Annotated in this window: 21 protein-coding genes; 14 read left to right on the top strand and 7 right to left on the bottom strand. The window is 39.1% G+C overall.

What is annotated here, in order from left to right:
* Positions 1-239: 239 nt before the first annotated feature.
* Both EFY79_RS10150 and EFY79_RS10145 read left to right on the top strand, forming a co-directional pair.
* Positions 240-1,502: an LGFP repeat-containing protein gene (locus tag EFY79_RS10150; protein ID WP_123120598.1), complete on the top strand. Its 1,263-nt coding sequence runs from the start codon at positions 240-242 to the stop codon at positions 1,500-1,502.
* A 20-nt stretch (positions 1,503-1,522) separates the two neighbouring features.
* Positions 1,523-1,987: a HEAT repeat domain-containing protein gene (locus EFY79_RS10145; RefSeq protein ID WP_123120597.1), complete on the top strand. Its 465-nt coding sequence runs from the start codon at positions 1,523-1,525 to the stop codon at positions 1,985-1,987.
* Positions 1,988-1,997: 10 nt separating this feature from the next.
* On the opposite strand, the gene EFY79_RS10140 is transcribed toward EFY79_RS10145, so the two are convergent.
* Both EFY79_RS10140 and EFY79_RS10135 read right to left on the bottom strand, forming a co-directional pair.
* Positions 1,998-2,474, bottom strand: a complete 477-nt coding sequence (locus tag EFY79_RS10140) for a DUF2975 domain-containing protein (RefSeq protein WP_123120596.1) — start codon at positions 2,472-2,474, stop codon at positions 1,998-2,000.
* Positions 2,475-2,535: 61 nt separating this feature from the next.
* The gene (locus EFY79_RS10135; RefSeq protein ID WP_123120595.1) at positions 2,536-2,733 is read right to left on the bottom strand and encodes a hypothetical protein; all 198 of its coding nucleotides are present in this window, start codon (positions 2,731-2,733) and stop codon (positions 2,536-2,538) included.
* Between the two features lie 198 nt (positions 2,734-2,931).
* Here EFY79_RS10135 and EFY79_RS10130 point away from each other — a divergent pair, with 198 nt between their 5' ends.
* Complete coding sequence (locus tag EFY79_RS10130) at positions 2,932-3,912, top strand: lipoate--protein ligase (RefSeq protein ID WP_123120594.1); 981 nt, start codon at positions 2,932-2,934, stop codon at positions 3,910-3,912.
* Between the two features lie 48 nt (positions 3,913-3,960).
* Here EFY79_RS10130 and EFY79_RS10125 read toward each other — a convergent pair whose 3' ends face one another.
* Complete coding sequence (locus EFY79_RS10125; protein ID WP_123120593.1) at positions 3,961-4,515, bottom strand: sugar O-acetyltransferase; 555 nt, start codon at positions 4,513-4,515, stop codon at positions 3,961-3,963.
* Between the two features lie 231 nt (positions 4,516-4,746).
* On the opposite strand from EFY79_RS10125, the gene dacB reads away from it, so the two are divergent.
* Both dacB and EFY79_RS10115 read left to right on the top strand, forming a co-directional pair.
* Positions 4,747-6,135, top strand: coding sequence for a D-alanyl-D-alanine carboxypeptidase/D-alanyl-D-alanine endopeptidase (dacB, locus tag EFY79_RS10120; protein WP_158605194.1), 1,389 nt, complete (start codon positions 4,747-4,749; stop codon positions 6,133-6,135).
* Positions 6,136-6,225: 90 nt separating this feature from the next.
* Positions 6,226-7,440: a DUF763 domain-containing protein gene (locus EFY79_RS10115; RefSeq protein ID WP_123120591.1), complete on the top strand. Its 1,215-nt coding sequence runs from the start codon at positions 6,226-6,228 to the stop codon at positions 7,438-7,440.
* Between the two features lie 109 nt (positions 7,441-7,549).
* On the opposite strand, the gene EFY79_RS10110 is transcribed toward EFY79_RS10115, so the two are convergent.
* Complete coding sequence (locus EFY79_RS10110; protein ID WP_123120590.1) at positions 7,550-8,515, bottom strand: c-type cytochrome; 966 nt, start codon at positions 8,513-8,515, stop codon at positions 7,550-7,552.
* Positions 8,516-8,711: 196 nt separating this feature from the next.
* On the opposite strand from EFY79_RS10110, the gene EFY79_RS10105 reads away from it, so the two are divergent.
* Positions 8,712-9,851: an esterase-like activity of phytase family protein gene (locus tag EFY79_RS10105; RefSeq protein WP_158605193.1), complete on the top strand. Its 1,140-nt coding sequence runs from the start codon at positions 8,712-8,714 to the stop codon at positions 9,849-9,851.
* Between the two features lie 94 nt (positions 9,852-9,945).
* On the opposite strand, the gene EFY79_RS10100 is transcribed toward EFY79_RS10105, so the two are convergent.
* Positions 9,946-10,437 carry a c-type cytochrome gene (locus tag EFY79_RS10100; RefSeq protein WP_123120588.1) on the bottom strand — a complete coding sequence of 164 codons (492 nt, stop codon included), beginning with the start codon at positions 10,435-10,437 and terminating at the stop codon, positions 9,946-9,948.
* A gap of 185 nt (positions 10,438-10,622) precedes the next feature.
* Here EFY79_RS10100 and EFY79_RS10095 point away from each other — a divergent pair, with 185 nt between their 5' ends.
* The 7 genes from EFY79_RS10095 to EFY79_RS10065 all read left to right on the top strand — a co-directional run bounded on the left by EFY79_RS10095 (position 10,623) and on the right by EFY79_RS10065 (position 14,435).
* A complete protein-coding gene (locus EFY79_RS10095; RefSeq protein ID WP_123120587.1) occupies positions 10,623-11,597 on the top strand; it encodes a PhoH family protein in 975 nt (324 codons plus the stop codon).
* 85 nt (positions 11,598-11,682) lie between these two features.
* Positions 11,683-12,210, top strand: a complete 528-nt coding sequence (locus tag EFY79_RS10090) for a nuclear transport factor 2 family protein (RefSeq protein WP_123120586.1) — start codon at positions 11,683-11,685, stop codon at positions 12,208-12,210.
* Between the two features lie 94 nt (positions 12,211-12,304).
* A complete protein-coding gene (locus tag EFY79_RS10085) occupies positions 12,305-12,706 on the top strand; it encodes a hypothetical protein (protein WP_123120585.1) in 402 nt (133 codons plus the stop codon).
* A 30-nt stretch (positions 12,707-12,736) separates the two neighbouring features.
* A complete protein-coding gene (crcB, locus tag EFY79_RS10080) occupies positions 12,737-13,108 on the top strand; it encodes a fluoride efflux transporter CrcB (RefSeq protein WP_123120584.1) in 372 nt (123 codons plus the stop codon).
* A gap of 1 nt (position 13,109) precedes the next feature.
* Positions 13,110-13,460 (top strand): DUF190 domain-containing protein, encoded by a 351-nt coding sequence (locus EFY79_RS10075; protein ID WP_123120583.1) that lies wholly within the window; start codon positions 13,110-13,112, stop codon positions 13,458-13,460.
* A 135-nt stretch (positions 13,461-13,595) separates the two neighbouring features.
* Positions 13,596-14,135, top strand: a complete 540-nt coding sequence (locus EFY79_RS10070; protein WP_123120582.1) for an inorganic diphosphatase — start codon at positions 13,596-13,598, stop codon at positions 14,133-14,135.
* A 3-nt stretch (positions 14,136-14,138) separates the two neighbouring features.
* Entirely contained in the window at positions 14,139-14,435 is a 297-nt protein-coding gene (locus tag EFY79_RS10065) for a hypothetical protein (RefSeq protein WP_123120581.1), read from the top strand.
* A 27-nt stretch (positions 14,436-14,462) separates the two neighbouring features.
* On the opposite strand, the gene EFY79_RS10060 is transcribed toward EFY79_RS10065, so the two are convergent.
* Positions 14,463-15,095 (bottom strand): 4'-phosphopantetheinyl transferase family protein, encoded by a 633-nt coding sequence (locus EFY79_RS10060; RefSeq protein ID WP_123120580.1) that lies wholly within the window; start codon positions 15,093-15,095, stop codon positions 14,463-14,465.
* Positions 15,096-15,165: 70 nt separating this feature from the next.
* Between EFY79_RS10060 and dcd the strand changes: the two genes are divergently transcribed.
* On the top strand, positions 15,166-15,702 hold the full coding sequence (dcd, locus tag EFY79_RS10055) for a dCTP deaminase (protein WP_123120579.1): 537 nt from the start codon (positions 15,166-15,168) through the stop codon (positions 15,700-15,702).
* A gap of 20 nt (positions 15,703-15,722) precedes the next feature.
* Here dcd and EFY79_RS10050 read toward each other — a convergent pair whose 3' ends face one another.
* On the bottom strand, positions 15,723-16,535 hold the full coding sequence (locus EFY79_RS10050) for an SMP-30/gluconolactonase/LRE family protein (protein WP_123120578.1): 813 nt from the start codon (positions 16,533-16,535) through the stop codon (positions 15,723-15,725).
* Position 16,536 lies beyond the last annotated feature (1 nt).

Raw genomic sequence — 16,536 nt, 5'->3', positions numbered from 1 at the left:
ATAAGGACTGCCCGTGAATTTTAGAATCCGGTTCTGCTTCTCCGTGCTACACCGCATAGGATAAATCGGCGCGTGCCTGATTAGTAGAAGTTAATTTCACCATTTGCTTTTGATAATACCCCGTTTACCCAATAAATAATCCCGCTTGCTAATTCGAAAGAATTCGTATACTATTTTAATTTTATATTTAAAAATTAGGAAAATATACTTCACGCTTCTCATCCCAAAATATTCCCCAAATGTCTAAATCAATCTCAACATCAAAGCTTAAAAAAATCACGGAAGTTAAGGCCAATCCTATTCTTGACCACATCAGGATTGACCCGGATGTTTTTAAATTTTTGCATCCAATCACATTAAAATATAATTCATTGGGTGGCGCATCAGGGTGGTTAGGCGCTGCGCTTACCGGAATTAATACCTGTCCGGACGGCGTAGGCAAGTACCAGCATTATGCCAATGGCTCTATTTACTGGCACCCGCAAACGGCCGCTCATGAAGTTCATGGCCTAATCCGTTCAAGGTGGTCTTCATTGGGCTGGGAAAAAAGTTTTCTAGGCTACCCGCTCACGGATGAAAGCAAATGTCCTGACGGAGTAGGTAGATTCAATCATTTCCAGGGAGGAAGCATTTATTGGAGCCCGGCGACCGGGGCCTGGGAATTGCACGGCGACATAAGAAATAAATATGCAGCCCTGGGATGGGAGCAAAGTTTTTTGAAGTACCCGCTTACCAATGAATCAACGTGTCCGGACGGAATAGGTAGGTACAATCACTTCCAGGGAGGCAGTATTTACTGGAGCCCGGCGACCGGCGCGCACGAAGTACATGGTGCCATACGCAATTACTGGGCTTCCATCGGGTGGGAAAAGAGCACGCTTAAATATCCTATTTCTGATGAATTGCCTGTGTATGGTGGCGTTGGACGAATATCTCATTTTCAAACAGGCAGCATTTATTGGTCGCCTACAGCAGGCGTCAGAGTATTAAAGGAAAAATATCGGGTGCACGTAAAATGTCTGGTAGCGCCTGTTACTTTTACACTCAATGAGCAATTTGCGGCAATGCAGGAAGTGTATGCTATAGCAGGAATAAGGGTAGACTGGGTTACAACTGAAAACCTTAGTCTTCCTTCTTTAGAGGACGTAGATGTTGGTGGTTGCACTATGGGAAGCACTACTTCAGAACAGGTTTCGCTCTTTGGTCACCGTAATTTTGTAGGTGCTAACGAAGCCGTTGTATATTTCGTGAGAAGTACGATACCGGCCTACAACGGATGTGCAGCTTATCCATCAGGCAGGCCAGGGGCCGTAGTTGTAAGAAGCGCGTCAAGGTGGACACTCGGACATGAATTAGGGCATGTTTTATCTCTAAGACATGTCGATGATAACAATAGGCTAATGACAGGGAACGGCACCTTCAATATTACGAATCCGCCGCCGGATCTGATTTCTTCAGAAATAAGTTCAATGATCGGGAGTAATCTGAGTACTGCGATTTGAATCACTTAAAAATAAAGAAAATGCAATCAAATAACGATAAGTTAAACCAGGAGCTGATAAGTTTTTTAAGACAGGATGAACTGGATTATCCTGCAGGTGCTGCCAAATTTGGCCCTGCAAGCCTCCCTATTTTACAGGAATTAATAAAAACCGATGATGAAAATTTGGCTACCAAAGCGGCCTACCTCGCGGGATTCATAAACGATAAATCAGTTCCTAACATTCTCGCCGAAGCCGCGTCCAATAAATTTGCAACGGTAAGGATCGCTGCAGGCTTTGGCGCTAAAAAATTGTCACCGGCATCCGCTAATGCTGTCCTGCAAAAAATTATGAATGATAATGATTCAGGCGTACTCAAAATGGGTATCAGTGCTGTACATGATCTAAAGATGGCAGATCAGTTCAAAGCGCGCCTGAAAAAAATATCGGCAGCACACCAGGACGACATTATCCGAAAATCAGCCAGTAAGCTGATAAACAAATAAAGATTCTTTACTAAATGTTGTCATTTTCAGCGTTCATAGCTATTGCGCTCTGCAAACGTTTCTGAAATATTGCCGCAATAGTAGCAATCACGGCGGAGGCGAAAGTAACCACTATGCAAATAGCGAGAAATCCCGCAGGGTCATCTTCTTTATTGTGGAACAGTGCTATAAATATTCCTGCCATCGCAATTGAAATGCTAAATAAGATTGCCCAAAACCTGATATTCTTTAAAGCCTTCACTGCGTTAGACGACAAAAGTTGATGCTGGCCGAAATATCCAAGCAGTTTGAAACCGTTATACAGTGCAATAAAAAAAGAAATGGATGCGGCGTATCCATAAAGAATAAATGGGTCAAAGTAGATGCTGAACAAGTCCAGGTGTGCAGCTCTTCCCTCAGTTAACGGAAACCTGATTAGCATAACAAACACGGCAATACCGGTAATGACGATTAGGGCCCGGAAAAATATTATTGATATCTTTTTCATTTTGGTGGCAATTTTTTCTCATTTCAAAGTAATCTCCCCAACAATCTTAAAGTTTACATTATCATTGTTGCACTTTCTTTTTAATTTGGTTTCTGCTTATAATAAACCATACCACGCCGGTAACGATTAATAACAACGGCAACGCGCCGGGTTCATCTTCTACCATAATCATATAAATAAGCAGCACAATTCCTAAAACCACTGTCAGAAGGGAAAGCATTTTGCTCATTTTGCTTTTTAAAATAATTTCTGATTTCATTTTATTAAAAGTACTTTGAAATACAAAGTAAGAAAATATTTATTAGCTATCAAAATATTTTTTGCTGTTTTTTTTATGTTGGTTGATTGGGTAGTTGGTTTGTCCCGGACAAAATGAAAACATAAATTATTTGTTTGTCTACTGTTGACAATCACTTAACATTTTAATTAACCTTTATTACTTTTGGTCAAAACCAAAATGCTTTGTATTTACCATCGTTCTGTTGACCCGTATTTCAATATTGCGACCGACGAATATATTTTTAAACACATCAATGAAGATTGTTTTATGCTTTGGCAGAATGATAATGCGATTATCGTGGGCAAGCATCAGAATACCTTGTCGGAGATAAACGTAGATTATGTAAAAGAACACGGTATCAAAGTGGTGAGACGGCTTTCCGGCGGCGGCGCGGTGTATCATGATATGGGTAACCTTAATTATTCGTTCACCAAAACGGGTGACAGCTCTGAAATGGTGGATTTCAAAAAATATACTTTGCCAATACTGGAAGTGTTGCAGAGCCTGGGCGTAGATGCCAGATTTGAAGGCAGGAACGATCTCACGATCGACGGAAAAAAATTTTCAGGAAACGCAGAGCATATCTTTAAAAATAAAGTGCTTCATCATGGCACTTTGTTGTTTACTTCTGAAATGAAAAACGTAAGCGGAGCCTTAAAAATTAACCCATTGAAATATTCAGATAAGGCAGTAAAGTCAGTTCCCAAAAGGGTTACAAACATAAGCGAGCATTTGAAAACGCCAATTACGCTGGAAGAGTTTACGCACAAAATAATGGATCACATTATTGCTACCTATGCGGATTGTGTTTCTTATGAATTCAGTGAAGAAGACCTTGCTGCCATTCAAAAGATACGCGATGAGAAATATGCTACATGGGAATGGAACTATGGAAAATCGCCGGATTATAATTTTAAAAAAGGCGCCAGGACAGAAGGCGGCACCATAGAGATGAACCTGAACGTCCATAAAGGTGTGATTCAGAAAGTAAAAATTTATGGAGATTTTTTTAATGAAAAAGACATTTCTGAAATTGAAAAAGCGCTGGAAAATATTCCGCACGAGGAACAGCAAATCAGGAATATCTTAAGCAAATACGAGATTGAAAAATATTTTCATAAAATGACAATAGATGATTTGATCGCCGTTATGTTTTAAAAAGCAAAAATTTGATTCAAAATTTTATAAACTAATTGAAGTGCCGCTTTATAATTCCCTGATAACTTTGCAAGGATTTCCTGCTGCAAAAACGCCGGCAGGTATATCTTTTGTGACAACGCTTCCTGCGCCGATCACGCATTTCTCGCCGATAGAAACGCCCGGGCAAATGATAGCGCTGCCACCAATCCAGACATCATCGCCAATAATTACGGGCTTTCCAAATTCTAATCCTGATGTTCTTTCTTTATGATCCAAAGGATGGGTAGCCGCATAAATTTGCACATTAGGCCCCATCATCACACGGCTGCCAATAGTGACGGGCGCCACATCAAGAATCACACAATTAAAATTCAGAAAAACATTCCTACCCGTAGCTATATTATATCCATAGTCGCAATAAAACGGCGGCTGTATCCATATTCCATCGCCAGCATTTGGAAGAAGCTGCTTCAAGATGGCTGTTCCTGTCTGAACATCGCTTCCCAGCGAATCATTCAGCTTCTTCAGCAACAATCTTGCTTTTTGCCTGTCTTCTGTAAGCCTTGCATCAAGCGGGTTATACATTTCCCCGCTGACCATTTTTTCTTTTTCTGATTTCATAAATTAAAGATATAGAGATTTAAACGGGATAATTATTTAATGATTTTATTATTTCATTATTTTATTATTTTATTATTTCATTATTTTATTATTTCATTGTTGCATGGTTTAATTGTTTAATTGTTTGTATAAATTATTGTTATTAGGGAATTTCTATGCAGATTTTCGAAATGAATGCACAACAATTCATCAGAATCTTTAGATTTGAACCTTTGGACAAAAATTATCATTTTGAAAAAATTACTTTTCTTTTGTTGCCTTCTTGCCTCATCAGTCGCATTTGCACAGGACGCAGAAAACCAGTTTAACAGCGCTTTTAAAACCATGAAAGCGGACCCCACTTTCAGTCATGCCACCATTAGCCTTTATGTAATCAACACAACAACAGGCAAAACTGTCACCGAAGAAAATATTGAAACGGGCGTGGCGCCGGCGAGTTGCCAAAAGGTGATAACAGCAGCATCTGCCTTCAGTTTATTAGGTCACGATTACCGATATAAAACGACCCTGGCCTATACGGGCAAGTTAGTAAACGGAGTTTTAAATGGAAATCTTATTTTGAAAGGCACCGGCGATCCAACGCTTGGAAGCTGGCGATATGATGAAACGAAGGAAGATAAAATCATTGAGGAATTTAAAGAAGCAACATCACGGGAAGGCATACACGAAATTACCGGCCATGTTTTGGCAGATGAAAGCATTTGGAACAGTGAAGTAACACCGGATGGATGGATATGGCAGGACATTGGAAATTATTACGGCGCCGGTGCGAGGCCATTGAACTGGCGCGAAAATCAATATGATCTTTATTTAAAGTCGGGAAAACAGGTGGGCGATCCCGTATTGATCACCGGCACAAAGCCTTCGTTCGTTTACGGTTTGCACCTGAAATCGAAAGTTACGTCAGGGGCAAAAGGGAGTGGCGACAATAATTATATTTATTCACCATTGGGCGATGAGTATGGATATGTAAGGGGCACTACACCCGTGAATGAAAATCATTTCACGATTTCGGGCGCTATGCCCAATGCTGCGGCCCAACTTGCTTTAACGCTTGAAGCTTCTGTGAAAAAACAGCCAGTAGAAAAACTTGCCACTGCTTACACTAAAGAAAATGATCCGGGGAAAGCTACGGTTTTTTACACACACGCTTCTCCCCCGTTGGACGATATTATTTTTCATTTTCTCCGAAGAAGTATTAACCTGTATGGTGAGTCGCTGATAAAAACGCTTGGCTACCAGTTTGCCGGATATGGCGTAACAGATAGCGGCGTAAATGTGATTCATAATTTTTGGAAAGACAAAGGCATTGAGCCGTACGCCATTAATATTATCGACGGCAGCGGCCTCTCCCCTTCCAACCGGGTAACCACAAAATCACTGGTAACCGTAATGGAATATGCGCGCAAGCAGAGCTGGTTTTCATCGTTCTACAATGCTTTACCTACCATAAGCGGAATCAAAATGAAAAGCGGCACCATCACCGGAGTCGTTTCTTATACGGGCTACATCAAAGGAACTAACGGTAACGAATACACGTTTTCTTTTGTTATCAACAACTATGATGGCAAAGTAAATGAGGTGAGAAAAAAAATGTGGAAATTGTTAGGCATATTGTAAGAGCATTTGTGTCAAACACAAACGTTCCTTTGGCATAATTTCGATACTTTTTTAACGATTCCACTTTGTTGAAAGCCGTATTTTTATCTAATGAAAAGATCCGGTTCCGCTGACCTTCCGCTGCACTATGGATATGTGCCTAAATGGCTCGCTGAACGTATGTCTAGGCTGGGCCTTGCCATTACGCAATCCATCATTACTGAATATGGTAAAGAAGAAATGTTACGCCGGCTCTCTGATCCCTTCTGGTTCCAGAGCTTTGGTGCTGTGATGGGCATGGATTGGCATTCGTCAGGAATTACGACTTCAGTCATGGGCGCTTTAAAAAGGGCGGTTAATCCCCATGCGCGCGAGCTCGGTATTTACATCTGTGGCGGGAAGGGAAAATTTTCGAAAGAAACACCTGCTGAATTAACAAGGATTGCTGATTCCACAGGTCTCAATGGAGATAAATTAGTAAGATGCAGCAAGCTTAGCGCTAAGGTGGACAATTCAGCTATACAGGACGGCTTTCAATTATACACGCATAATTTTATTGTAAGCAATACGGGCGAATGGACTGTGATTCAACAGGGAATGCGGACAACCGACAAATTAGCGCGCAGGTATCATTGGCATTCTGAAAATCTCCAATCCTTTGTGGAAGAGCCACACAGTGGTATTGCGGGTATCAACCAGGGAAATATTTTAAATCTTACTGCCAAAGAAGCCAGCCGCACAAGGGATGGAATTTTAAAAATCAATTCAGAAATACCCGAAAAAATTATCGATACTTACCAGCAATTGAAAATGCCTTCGCATCACGACGTAACATCCAAAGACGTCAATCTTAAGCGGCTTGGAAGCATATTGTGGCTTGCCCACGAGCACCAGCCAAAAGATTTTGAATCTCTGTTGTTATTACAGGGCGTTGGGCCGCGCACCATTCAGTCCCTGGCCCTGGTAAGTGAAATAATCCATGGCACGCCTACAAGGTTTAAAGATCCTGCCCGTTTTTCTTTTGCGCATGGCGGCAAAGATGGGCACCCATTTCCGGTGCCTTTAAAAGTATATGATGAAACAATACAAACCTTGCACAATGCAGTTCACAAAGCAAAAATTGGGGTATCTGAAAAAAATATAGCGATAAAAAAACTCCATGAAATTTCATCGCGGGCAGAAAAAAATTTTATGCCTGATAACAATTTGGATTCCGTGATTGAAAAGGAAAGAAATGATTCATGGAAATATGGCGGCAAAACCGTTTTTGGAGATGCGAAGCCTTCCCTTCACGAAGAGAAAAACATTCAATTAAGACTATTTTAAGAACCGCAGTAAAAGCACAAATAAGGTGAACTTTTATTTTCATTCATCTACATCATAAGTATAAAAATATAGACACATTTTGCTGTAAAACAATTTCCTTTTTGAAAGCCTATTTGTTTGCTACAAAATGCACCACCTGATTTTTTATTGGCTTAACGGTTTTTAAATAAGCGAAAATGGAGCGTAAATCGGAGCTATCCATCCCTGAATACATTACCCATGGCATAATTGTATTTACCTGGCCGGCAGCCATTTTCGGAACATTTCCTGGTACAGAATAGGCTTTGAACCTTGCCACAAACTGTTCTGCTGTCCAACCGCCAATCCCCGTTTCAGGGTCGGGAGTTAAGTTGGCAGAATATACTTTTCCGCCGGGCATTTCAAACATCCTTCCTCCGCCATATGTGAGCGATGGAATTATCTGGCCTTTATCTACTTGTGTATGGCATTCCATACAGGCTGCGGCATTAGCAAGATAGGCGCCATATTTTAATGTATCAGATTTTGGTGGCTTTTGCGTAAACTCAGCCTTCACCGGAATAGTATTCAAAATAAAGTTCATTGGAAAATCTACTTTATGATCAGGCGTTTCATTTTCAATTGGTGCCAACGTCCGCACATAGGCGATAATATCATAAATATCTTCCCTATCCATCTTTCCATAATAATGATAAGGCATCACAGGAAAAAGCGCATTGCCATCTTTATCTACGCCCGTAGTGATGGCACGGAAAATTTCGCCGTCGGTCCAATCTTTAATATTTGCAGGGGTAATATTTTTAGAATAAAATACGCCGGGGAATCCCATTTTCTGATCAAATCTTTCACCGCCTTTACCTTCAGTTCCGGCCATCAGTGGCCCGGAAAATTCAGACCAATCGCGGGTAGAATGGCAATCCATGCAGAGCGTTACATGATTAGCGAGATAGGCGCCATGGGCTACTTTTTCCGGCGTACTTTGAATGTGAATATCTTCGGGGTCCCCAACATTTGGCAATCCAAACTTAACATACGAAGCTACGCCGGCAACTATAACAAAAAGTATAATTACGACCGTAAGAATAATCTTTTTCATTTCAATTTTTGTTTGTTAATAAAGATTTAAAAAATATAAAAAGTCAGTTGATGACAGGTAATTTCAATACGTTATTTTAAAAATTAATTCTGGTATAATTAAAATGGATTTTAAACGATTTTCAAATCTATTAATTTTTCGTATACAAAAGAATATCTTAGTTTCATTTTTGAAAATTTTTTCTAATTTAACCTTCATGAAAATTATCTCCCGGTTCTTTATTCTTTTATTCTTTCTTTTTTCTGCGTGCACTTCCTCCAAATCGAGCCAGGATTTCAAAGAAATCAGCCAGCTCAAATTTTTAAGCAGTTATGTAATTCCTTACAATTACCAATACGATCATACCACGGTAGGCGGCCTTTCAGGAATCGATTACAACCCTGTAAAAAATGAATATTATTGCATCTCTGATGACAGGTCCGATAAAAATGCTGCAAGATTTTACACCATGGGTATTACACTAAACGATGACAAAATTGACAGCATTTATTTTTTAAAATCCACTTTCCTAAAGGGCCCCGATGGAAAAAATTATCCTTCATCTCAACTAAATCCTTATCGTACACCTGATCCGGAGTGCCTGCGCTTTGATAGAAACAATAACACTTTTATCTGGGGCAGCGAAGGAGAAAGAATCGTTACAGCCACCAAATCTATTCTTGTAAATCCTGCAGTTACCATTATTGATTCACACGGCAATTTTATCGACACGTTTACATTGCCGCGGCAAATGTTGATGACGACACACAACTATGGCCCGCGCAGAAATGGCGTTTTTGAAGGATTAACTTTTTCAGATGATTACAAATCATTGCTCGTAAGCGTGGAAGTTCCGTTGTTGCAGGACGGCCCAGAGGCAGGCGCCGGTGATTCCAGTGGAATCATCAGGATGATAAAATTTGATGTTGCTTCCAGGAAACCGGTGGCACAATATGCATACAAAATTGACCCGGTGGCTCATCCTCCGGCTCCATCTTCCGGATTCAGAATAAATGGTATTTCTGATATTCTGTCGTTTGGTAATGATAAACTGCTGGTGATTGAGCGTTCGTTTTCTACAGGAGCGCTTTCTTGCACTATCAAAGTATTTCTTGCCAGTATTGATAACGCTAAAAATATTCAGTCGTTTGATTCACTGAAAGGGAAAACCAACGTGCCGGTGCTCAGTAAAAAATTATTATTAAACATGGACGATCTTGGAATCTATATTGATAACATAGAAGGGGTAACATTTGGCCCAAAGTTATCTAATGGTAAAAGGTCATTAATTTTTATTGCCGACAACAACTTTAATCCGCTGGAACGGGCGCAGGTACTGCTATTTGAAGTAGAATAAAAATTCTGATTTTTTCTTTGTTTACTGCTTTGTGATTAAAACAAAACAGGGAAAGTTTCCTTTCCCTGGCATTTAAAGATGCAAAATTAATTTCTTAATTATTTGAAGGCTTAGGCGGTGGAGGAGGAAGGCGATTCTCTTCAGCTCCTTTTGGAGGATGATTCTCCGGATGAGCATCACCATGGTGGCATGTATAGCATGTCACATATTTCAACATATAACTTACAGAGGAAGTGTCAGTATTTGCAGCTACTTTTCCACTGTCCATCATTTCTGCGATTTGCTGGAAATGATTTTTATTAATGTCAATCGTCATCTCCATCATTTTTCGGGCAATCAGTTTTTCGGGTTTCTCATCGCTTGGAAAATCCATTTTGCGTTCTGCAGGATTACCGGCATGACAATAAGTACATTTAACACCCAACGAATGAGTAAAATGATGCATTACGCTATCAAGACCATCTTTAGAGATATCCTGCGGAAGAATTTTCAAATTTTTCCATTGAGGTTGTTGATGATTAGTGAACGCCTGGAATAAAAAAACACAAGCAATACATGCAAGTACAATCAGAAAACTTTTTTTCATATCTAACGTTTTTATTTTCGAATGTATTAAAAAATATTCACCTCAACATATTTTTATTTTCGAATACATATTAAGTTTTTAACATTTTTCTTCTGATGTTAATAAGTAATTTAGTAAGTATAGAGGCTGGTTTTTATATTTGAATATGAACTAACTACATTCTATAACCTATTAAAATTTCCCTATTGACAGAGACAATTATAAACCTTGAAACAGTTAATCCGCTTGAATTTTTTGGTGTTAACAACGCTAAACTTGATATACTAAAAAAGAAGTTTCCGCTTCTCAAAATTTTAAGCCGTGGCACGCAAATAAAATTAAGCGGTGCTCCTGAGCAAATTGAAAATGCAAGAGATAAAATAAATCTTGCGGTTCAATATCTTGAACGCAATGGCAACATGAGCGAGAATTATTTTGAGCAAATATTAGGCGGAGATGATGACAATGCAATTGATCATTTTTTAGATAAAAACCAGACAGATGTATTGGTATTTGGGCCACACGGCAAAAGCGTAAGGGCACGTACGTCTAACCAGAAAAAAATGGTAAAGTCTATTGATAAGAATGATATAGTGTTTGCCATTGGACCTGCCGGAACCGGGAAAACCTACACTGCTGTGGCCCTGGCAGTAAGGGCATTAAAAAACAAGCAGGTAAAGAAAATAATTCTTACACGCCCCGCAGTTGAAGCAGGTGAAAACCTGGGATTTCTTCCAGGCGATTTGAAGGAAAAAATTGATCCATATCTGAGGCCGCTTTATGATGCACTTGACGACATGATTCCCAGTGACAAGTTAGGATATTACATGACTACCCGGGCCATTGAAATTGCACCATTAGCTTATATGCGTGGCCGCACGCTTGATAATGCTTTTATCATTTTGGATGAAGCGCAGAATGCTACTGACCTTCAGTTAAAAATGTTTTTGACAAGAATCGGCGCCAGCGCCAAGGCAATCATTACCGGTGATATTACACAGATAGATCTTCCGCCAAAAGTGAAAAGCGGACTTGAAAAATCTGTGAGGATTCTCGCTAATATTGAAGGCATCGGGCATGTGGTATTGGATGAAGAAGATGTTGTAAGACATAAGCTGGTGAAGGCAATTATCAAAGCTTACGACAAGGAAAAATTAAAAGAGCTCGAAGACTTAAAGTAAAAATTTTCAACAAGGAAGGCGGCCCGGAGCCGCCTTTTTTATTGAATACCCTACTTTTGTGAAACAATTAAAACAGTTTTGTTTTATGAAAAAGTTTTTAATATGCGCCTTGTCAATTTCGTTGTTGCTTTTTTCCGGTTGCCAATCATCTGACAAGGGCGATCCGCAAAAAGTGCTTCACAATTTTTTGATGGCTTTATCACAAAGAGATTTCCCGAAAGCAAAAACCTATGCCACACAAGATAGCGATGGGATGATAAGTATGATGGAGATGGGCATGCAAAAAATGGGAAACAATATTGATGAAGGTCACGCCGGCAAAATGATGGAGCTGGTAAAAAACATGAAAATGAGTCCTGCTAAAATTGAAGGAGATAAAGCTACGGTAGAAGTAACAGATTCAAAATCGAATGAATCAACCGACTTTCTGCTGAAAAAAGAAAAAGGGGATTGGAAAGTAGCATTTGATATGTCCACTTTAATGAAGATGGATTCTAAAAAAATGAAAGAACACGGCATGGACCTGAATAGCCCTGAGGCAAGAGATAAAATGGACAGTGCTATGCAAAAATTAAACGAAATTCATAGTGGAAGCGATTCTAACAGCCATTAATTAATAACTCTTTTGAATATCTGCAACACCGCTCTAAAAGGTGTTTTTTTATTGTAAGCTCAAAGATAATTACCTTCAGGCTTAAAAATAAACAATGAAAGTCCGTTTGATTATATGGTCAGTCTTCGCGATTTGGGCCATATCATGTAACAGCAGCGAGGAGGTTGACAAAAGCGACCCGCTTATTTCTGGCAGGGGATTTATTGAAGCTTCGTTGAAGGGAAATTATAAAGTAGCAGAAAAATATTTATTGAAAGACAGCACCAACATGGAATATTTCCAGGGGCTTAAAGATTTCAACTCAAAGCTGGATGCCGAAACCAGGAGAGGCTATAGCGATGCGAATATTATTATCGATTCTTCTATTTCAAAATCCGATTCTGTAGACATTATCTATTATACCAACAGCTTTAAAAATAAACCTTCAAAAATAAAACTCGTAGAAAAGAATAATGAATGGCTCGTGGATTTTAAATATACATTTACAGATAATTAAATTTCGGTCTTTCAATCACAATCCAAAAAGATGAAAATTATCCTGGCCGTCGGATTAGGAAGCTTTATCGGTGGAATCTGCAGATACCTGGTTACTTTATTTATCCAAAATAAATTTCTTACTACCTTTCCTTTTGGAACCATGTTCGTAAATGTACTGGGATGCTTTTTAATAGGCATTATATATGCACTAAGCGACCGTGGAAGCCTTTCGCCTTTGTGGCGGATGTTTCTTGCGACCGGCATGATGGGTGGCTTTACTACTTTTTCTACCTTTTCAAATGAAACTGTTAGTATGCTTCGCGATGCAGAATATGTGCCTGCATTTTCCTACATAGCCTTCAGCATTATCATCGGCCTTGCGGCAACGATTGGCGGAATATCATTAATAAAATATTTATAAAATGGTAAACAATCCCGATGCTAAATTAGTCCGCATCTTCCTGGGAGAAGCGGATAAATACAACCAGCAGCCACTTTATGAAAAGATTGTTTTTGATGCAAAAAAACAAGGGCTTTCGGGCGCTACAGTTTTGCGCGGAATTATGGGCTTTGGGCCCAACAGCAGAATCCATACTTCCAAACTTTTTGATATTTCGACAGACCTTCCCATTATAATTGAGATTGTGGATACGCTCGAAAAAATAAATGCATTTATAGCAATTGTGGAACAGCTTTTTGAAGAATCTAAATCGGGCGGGTTGATTACCATTGAAAAAGCACAAGTCATCCGCTATCAATCGGGCAGAAAGTAAAAGAGTAAGAAGCGAAAGGCAAAAAAGGCAAGAGGCAAAAAGCGAAAAGCGAAAGTCAATAATTAATAATTGATTAATAAAATAATTAAATAATAATAATTAATCAATAATAAACCAACCAATAAAATCAACCTTATGTACGTTTTACATCCATGGCATGGTGCTTCACATGGCGAAGAGGCACCGCAAATAGTTAACGCGCTCATTGAAATTTCTCAGGGATCCAAGTCGAAGTATGAAATTGATAAAAAAACCGGGCTTCTAAAATTAGACCGCGTGATTTATTCTTCATTTCATTATCCTGTTAATTATGGGTTTATTCCACAGACGCTGGGCAAGGATGGCGACCCGCTTGACATCCTGGTAATGTGTTCAGAACCCATACAACCTTTGTGTCTCGTAAAAGCGCTGGTGATTGGAAATATGCAAATGATTGACACCGACCTCATAGATGATAAGATTATCGCAGTTGCTGTAAACGACCCCTCGGTGAACTACATAAAAAGCCTTGCTGAAGTGCCGCCCCACAGTTTCAAAGTATTGAAAAATTATTTTGAGCAGTACAAAGTTTTAGAAAATAAAAAAGTCGAAATAAATGATTTCCAGGAAAAGGAAATTGCTTTTGACATTATAAATGAATCAATAGAATTTTATAAACAGACATTTCCTAAATAATAAATGAAAAAAATATTGTTAGCCGTGTTTATGCTTTCGGCTGTAGCTTGTACCAAAAACAAAACTGACGTTGATAAAACAACTGACCCTACGGAAGGACAAATGCGCTGCGGCACTATCTTAGAAACGCCGACACTTGATAGCTTTGTAAGCCCTACTTTCTATATTTCTGTAAGTGTAAGATTTAAAGAAGGAGATGAAAGAATTCATTTTCATGCGGATGTAACCGGTGATCATGATGGCTCGTGGTTTTTGCCAAAATACGACCGCGACAGCACGATTTGCATACCTGTGCCATAGTAAATCAATAAAAAAACATTTTTATTTTTAGTAGACCCAGGTAAGGCAAAGGTTTTCGAAGAATTTAAAATTTATTTTCAGTAAAACGGGTTGTCCGTGTTCGAAACGCGCTTCTACAAATCCCTCATCATTTTTAAATGAAAAATTCTGAATAGTCATGTTTTTTTTAAAATCTATTTTTCCTTTTCCATCCCACTTAAATATGGTTTCCTTTACGCTCCAGAAAAGAGTGAGAAAAACATAATCTTTAATACTCAATTGCTGCCCGGCTGTTGCAACAATCTCCAACTCGGCTGCTGATAAAAATTTGTGTTTAATATTTTCAATTTTAGCGCAAACCGTTTCTACATCGATGCCTACCAATTTATCTTTACTGATGATAGCTGCTGCAAAATCACCACAGTGAGAAATTGAAAAATGTAAATTTTGTTCAGGCAAAAACGGTTTTTTTGATTCAGCGATTTCAATCAATTCAACGGGAAACCGGGGATATAAAATCTGCAAAAGATAGCGGCCCGCGAGGTGCTGCAGCCTTTTGTGCATGTGGGTAATTTCCTTTTGAAGGGATACCTTTTCCAAGAAAAAAATTTCAGGTTCTGCTATCTTCCAAACCGCCAGCTTAGTGTGCTGGTTGATATTATGTTGATAAAACAAGGGCATGAATCAATATTTATCCGTCTTTTTGCAAATTGATGAATTATTTTGCAACTATAAAAATAACGGCAATTAAATGATTTTATCTGACAAGAGAATTTTGGAAGAAATTGAAAAGAAAACAATTATTATCAGGCCATACGATCGCAGCAAATTAGGAACGAACAGTTACGATGTGCATTTAGGAAAAAATATAGCCGTGTATATTGATAAAATACTGGATGCTAAAAAGCACAACACCATCAGGCATTTTGAAATTCCTGAAGAAGGATACATTTTGCAGCCAAACGAATTATATCTTGGCGTAACGGCTGAATATACTGAAACACATGCGCACGTTCCGTTTTTGGAAGGAAAATCTTCAACAGGGCGGCTGGGCATTGACATTCATGCTACGGCGGGAAAAGGAGATGTAGGCTTTTGCGGCCACTGGACATTAGAAATCAGTTGCAAAGTGCCGGTAAGAATCTATGCCGGTATGCCCATTGGCCAACTCATCTATTTTCCGGTAGAAGGAGAAGTAGAAGTTTCTTACGATTCCAAAAAGAATGCGAAATACAGCAACCAGCCCGACACACCCGTAGAAAGCATGATGTGGAAAAATAAATTTTAACCGCGCGAATTTTAAGATTTTTATTTCAGCTTATAGGCAGCTACCGTTTTGCCCATAAAAGTAGGCACATACACAATTTTCTTTGCGGCATCGTAGCCAATATCGGCGGCATTTTTATTATGAGAACGGGTATCCAGCAAAGTTTCAAAATGCCCATTTGCCTGCACATAATAAATATAACCCACCCAGGAGGTAACAATATAATCGCCATTGCCAACAGGCTCTATGCCATCAATTCCTTCGGTAACTTCTGCTATTTTGCTCACACTTTTTTTTGCATCAGCTTTCATCAAATCTTTCCCCTGTGCAAAAAGCAAATCGTTGCCGATAGCTTTTAAGCCATTTGCGCCTTTGATATTTTCCAGATAAACTGAAGCTTTATCATTCTGGATTTTCCAGATGGTTGAAGTTTTGGAATCGGAAACATACACAATGCCTTTGCTGCTAACGGTAATATCATTTAAGCCCGAAGCGCCTTCTATCGGAATTTTCTTTTCTATTTTATCATTCTTTATATCTATTACTACTACCTCGCTGATATCAGCTACGTATAATTTGTTGCCAAACTTACCCAGCCCCTTCGGCGCATTTAAACCTGTAATCCACTTGCTGTCAAAATCTTTTCCGTTCAAAGATAATTTGCCTACACCGCCAACGCCATCAGCATCCCAGCCTCCGCCATCGATTAAAGAAACATATAAAATATTTCCATCAAAAAGTACCGATTCAGGAACCGGGATTATTGAGTCAGTTTCCCAGATTTTTTCCAGTTTATGCTGGCAAGTTCCTGATAAAGAAAGCACACCGAAAAATGCAATTAACAGACATTTCATA

It is taken from the genome of Hanamia caeni (genome assembly GCF_003721595.1).
Lineage (GTDB): Bacteria > Bacteroidota > Bacteroidia > Chitinophagales > Chitinophagaceae > Ginsengibacter > Ginsengibacter caeni.
Note: the sequence above shows the minus strand (reverse complement) of the source record. Positions and strands in the feature narration are given on the sequence as shown.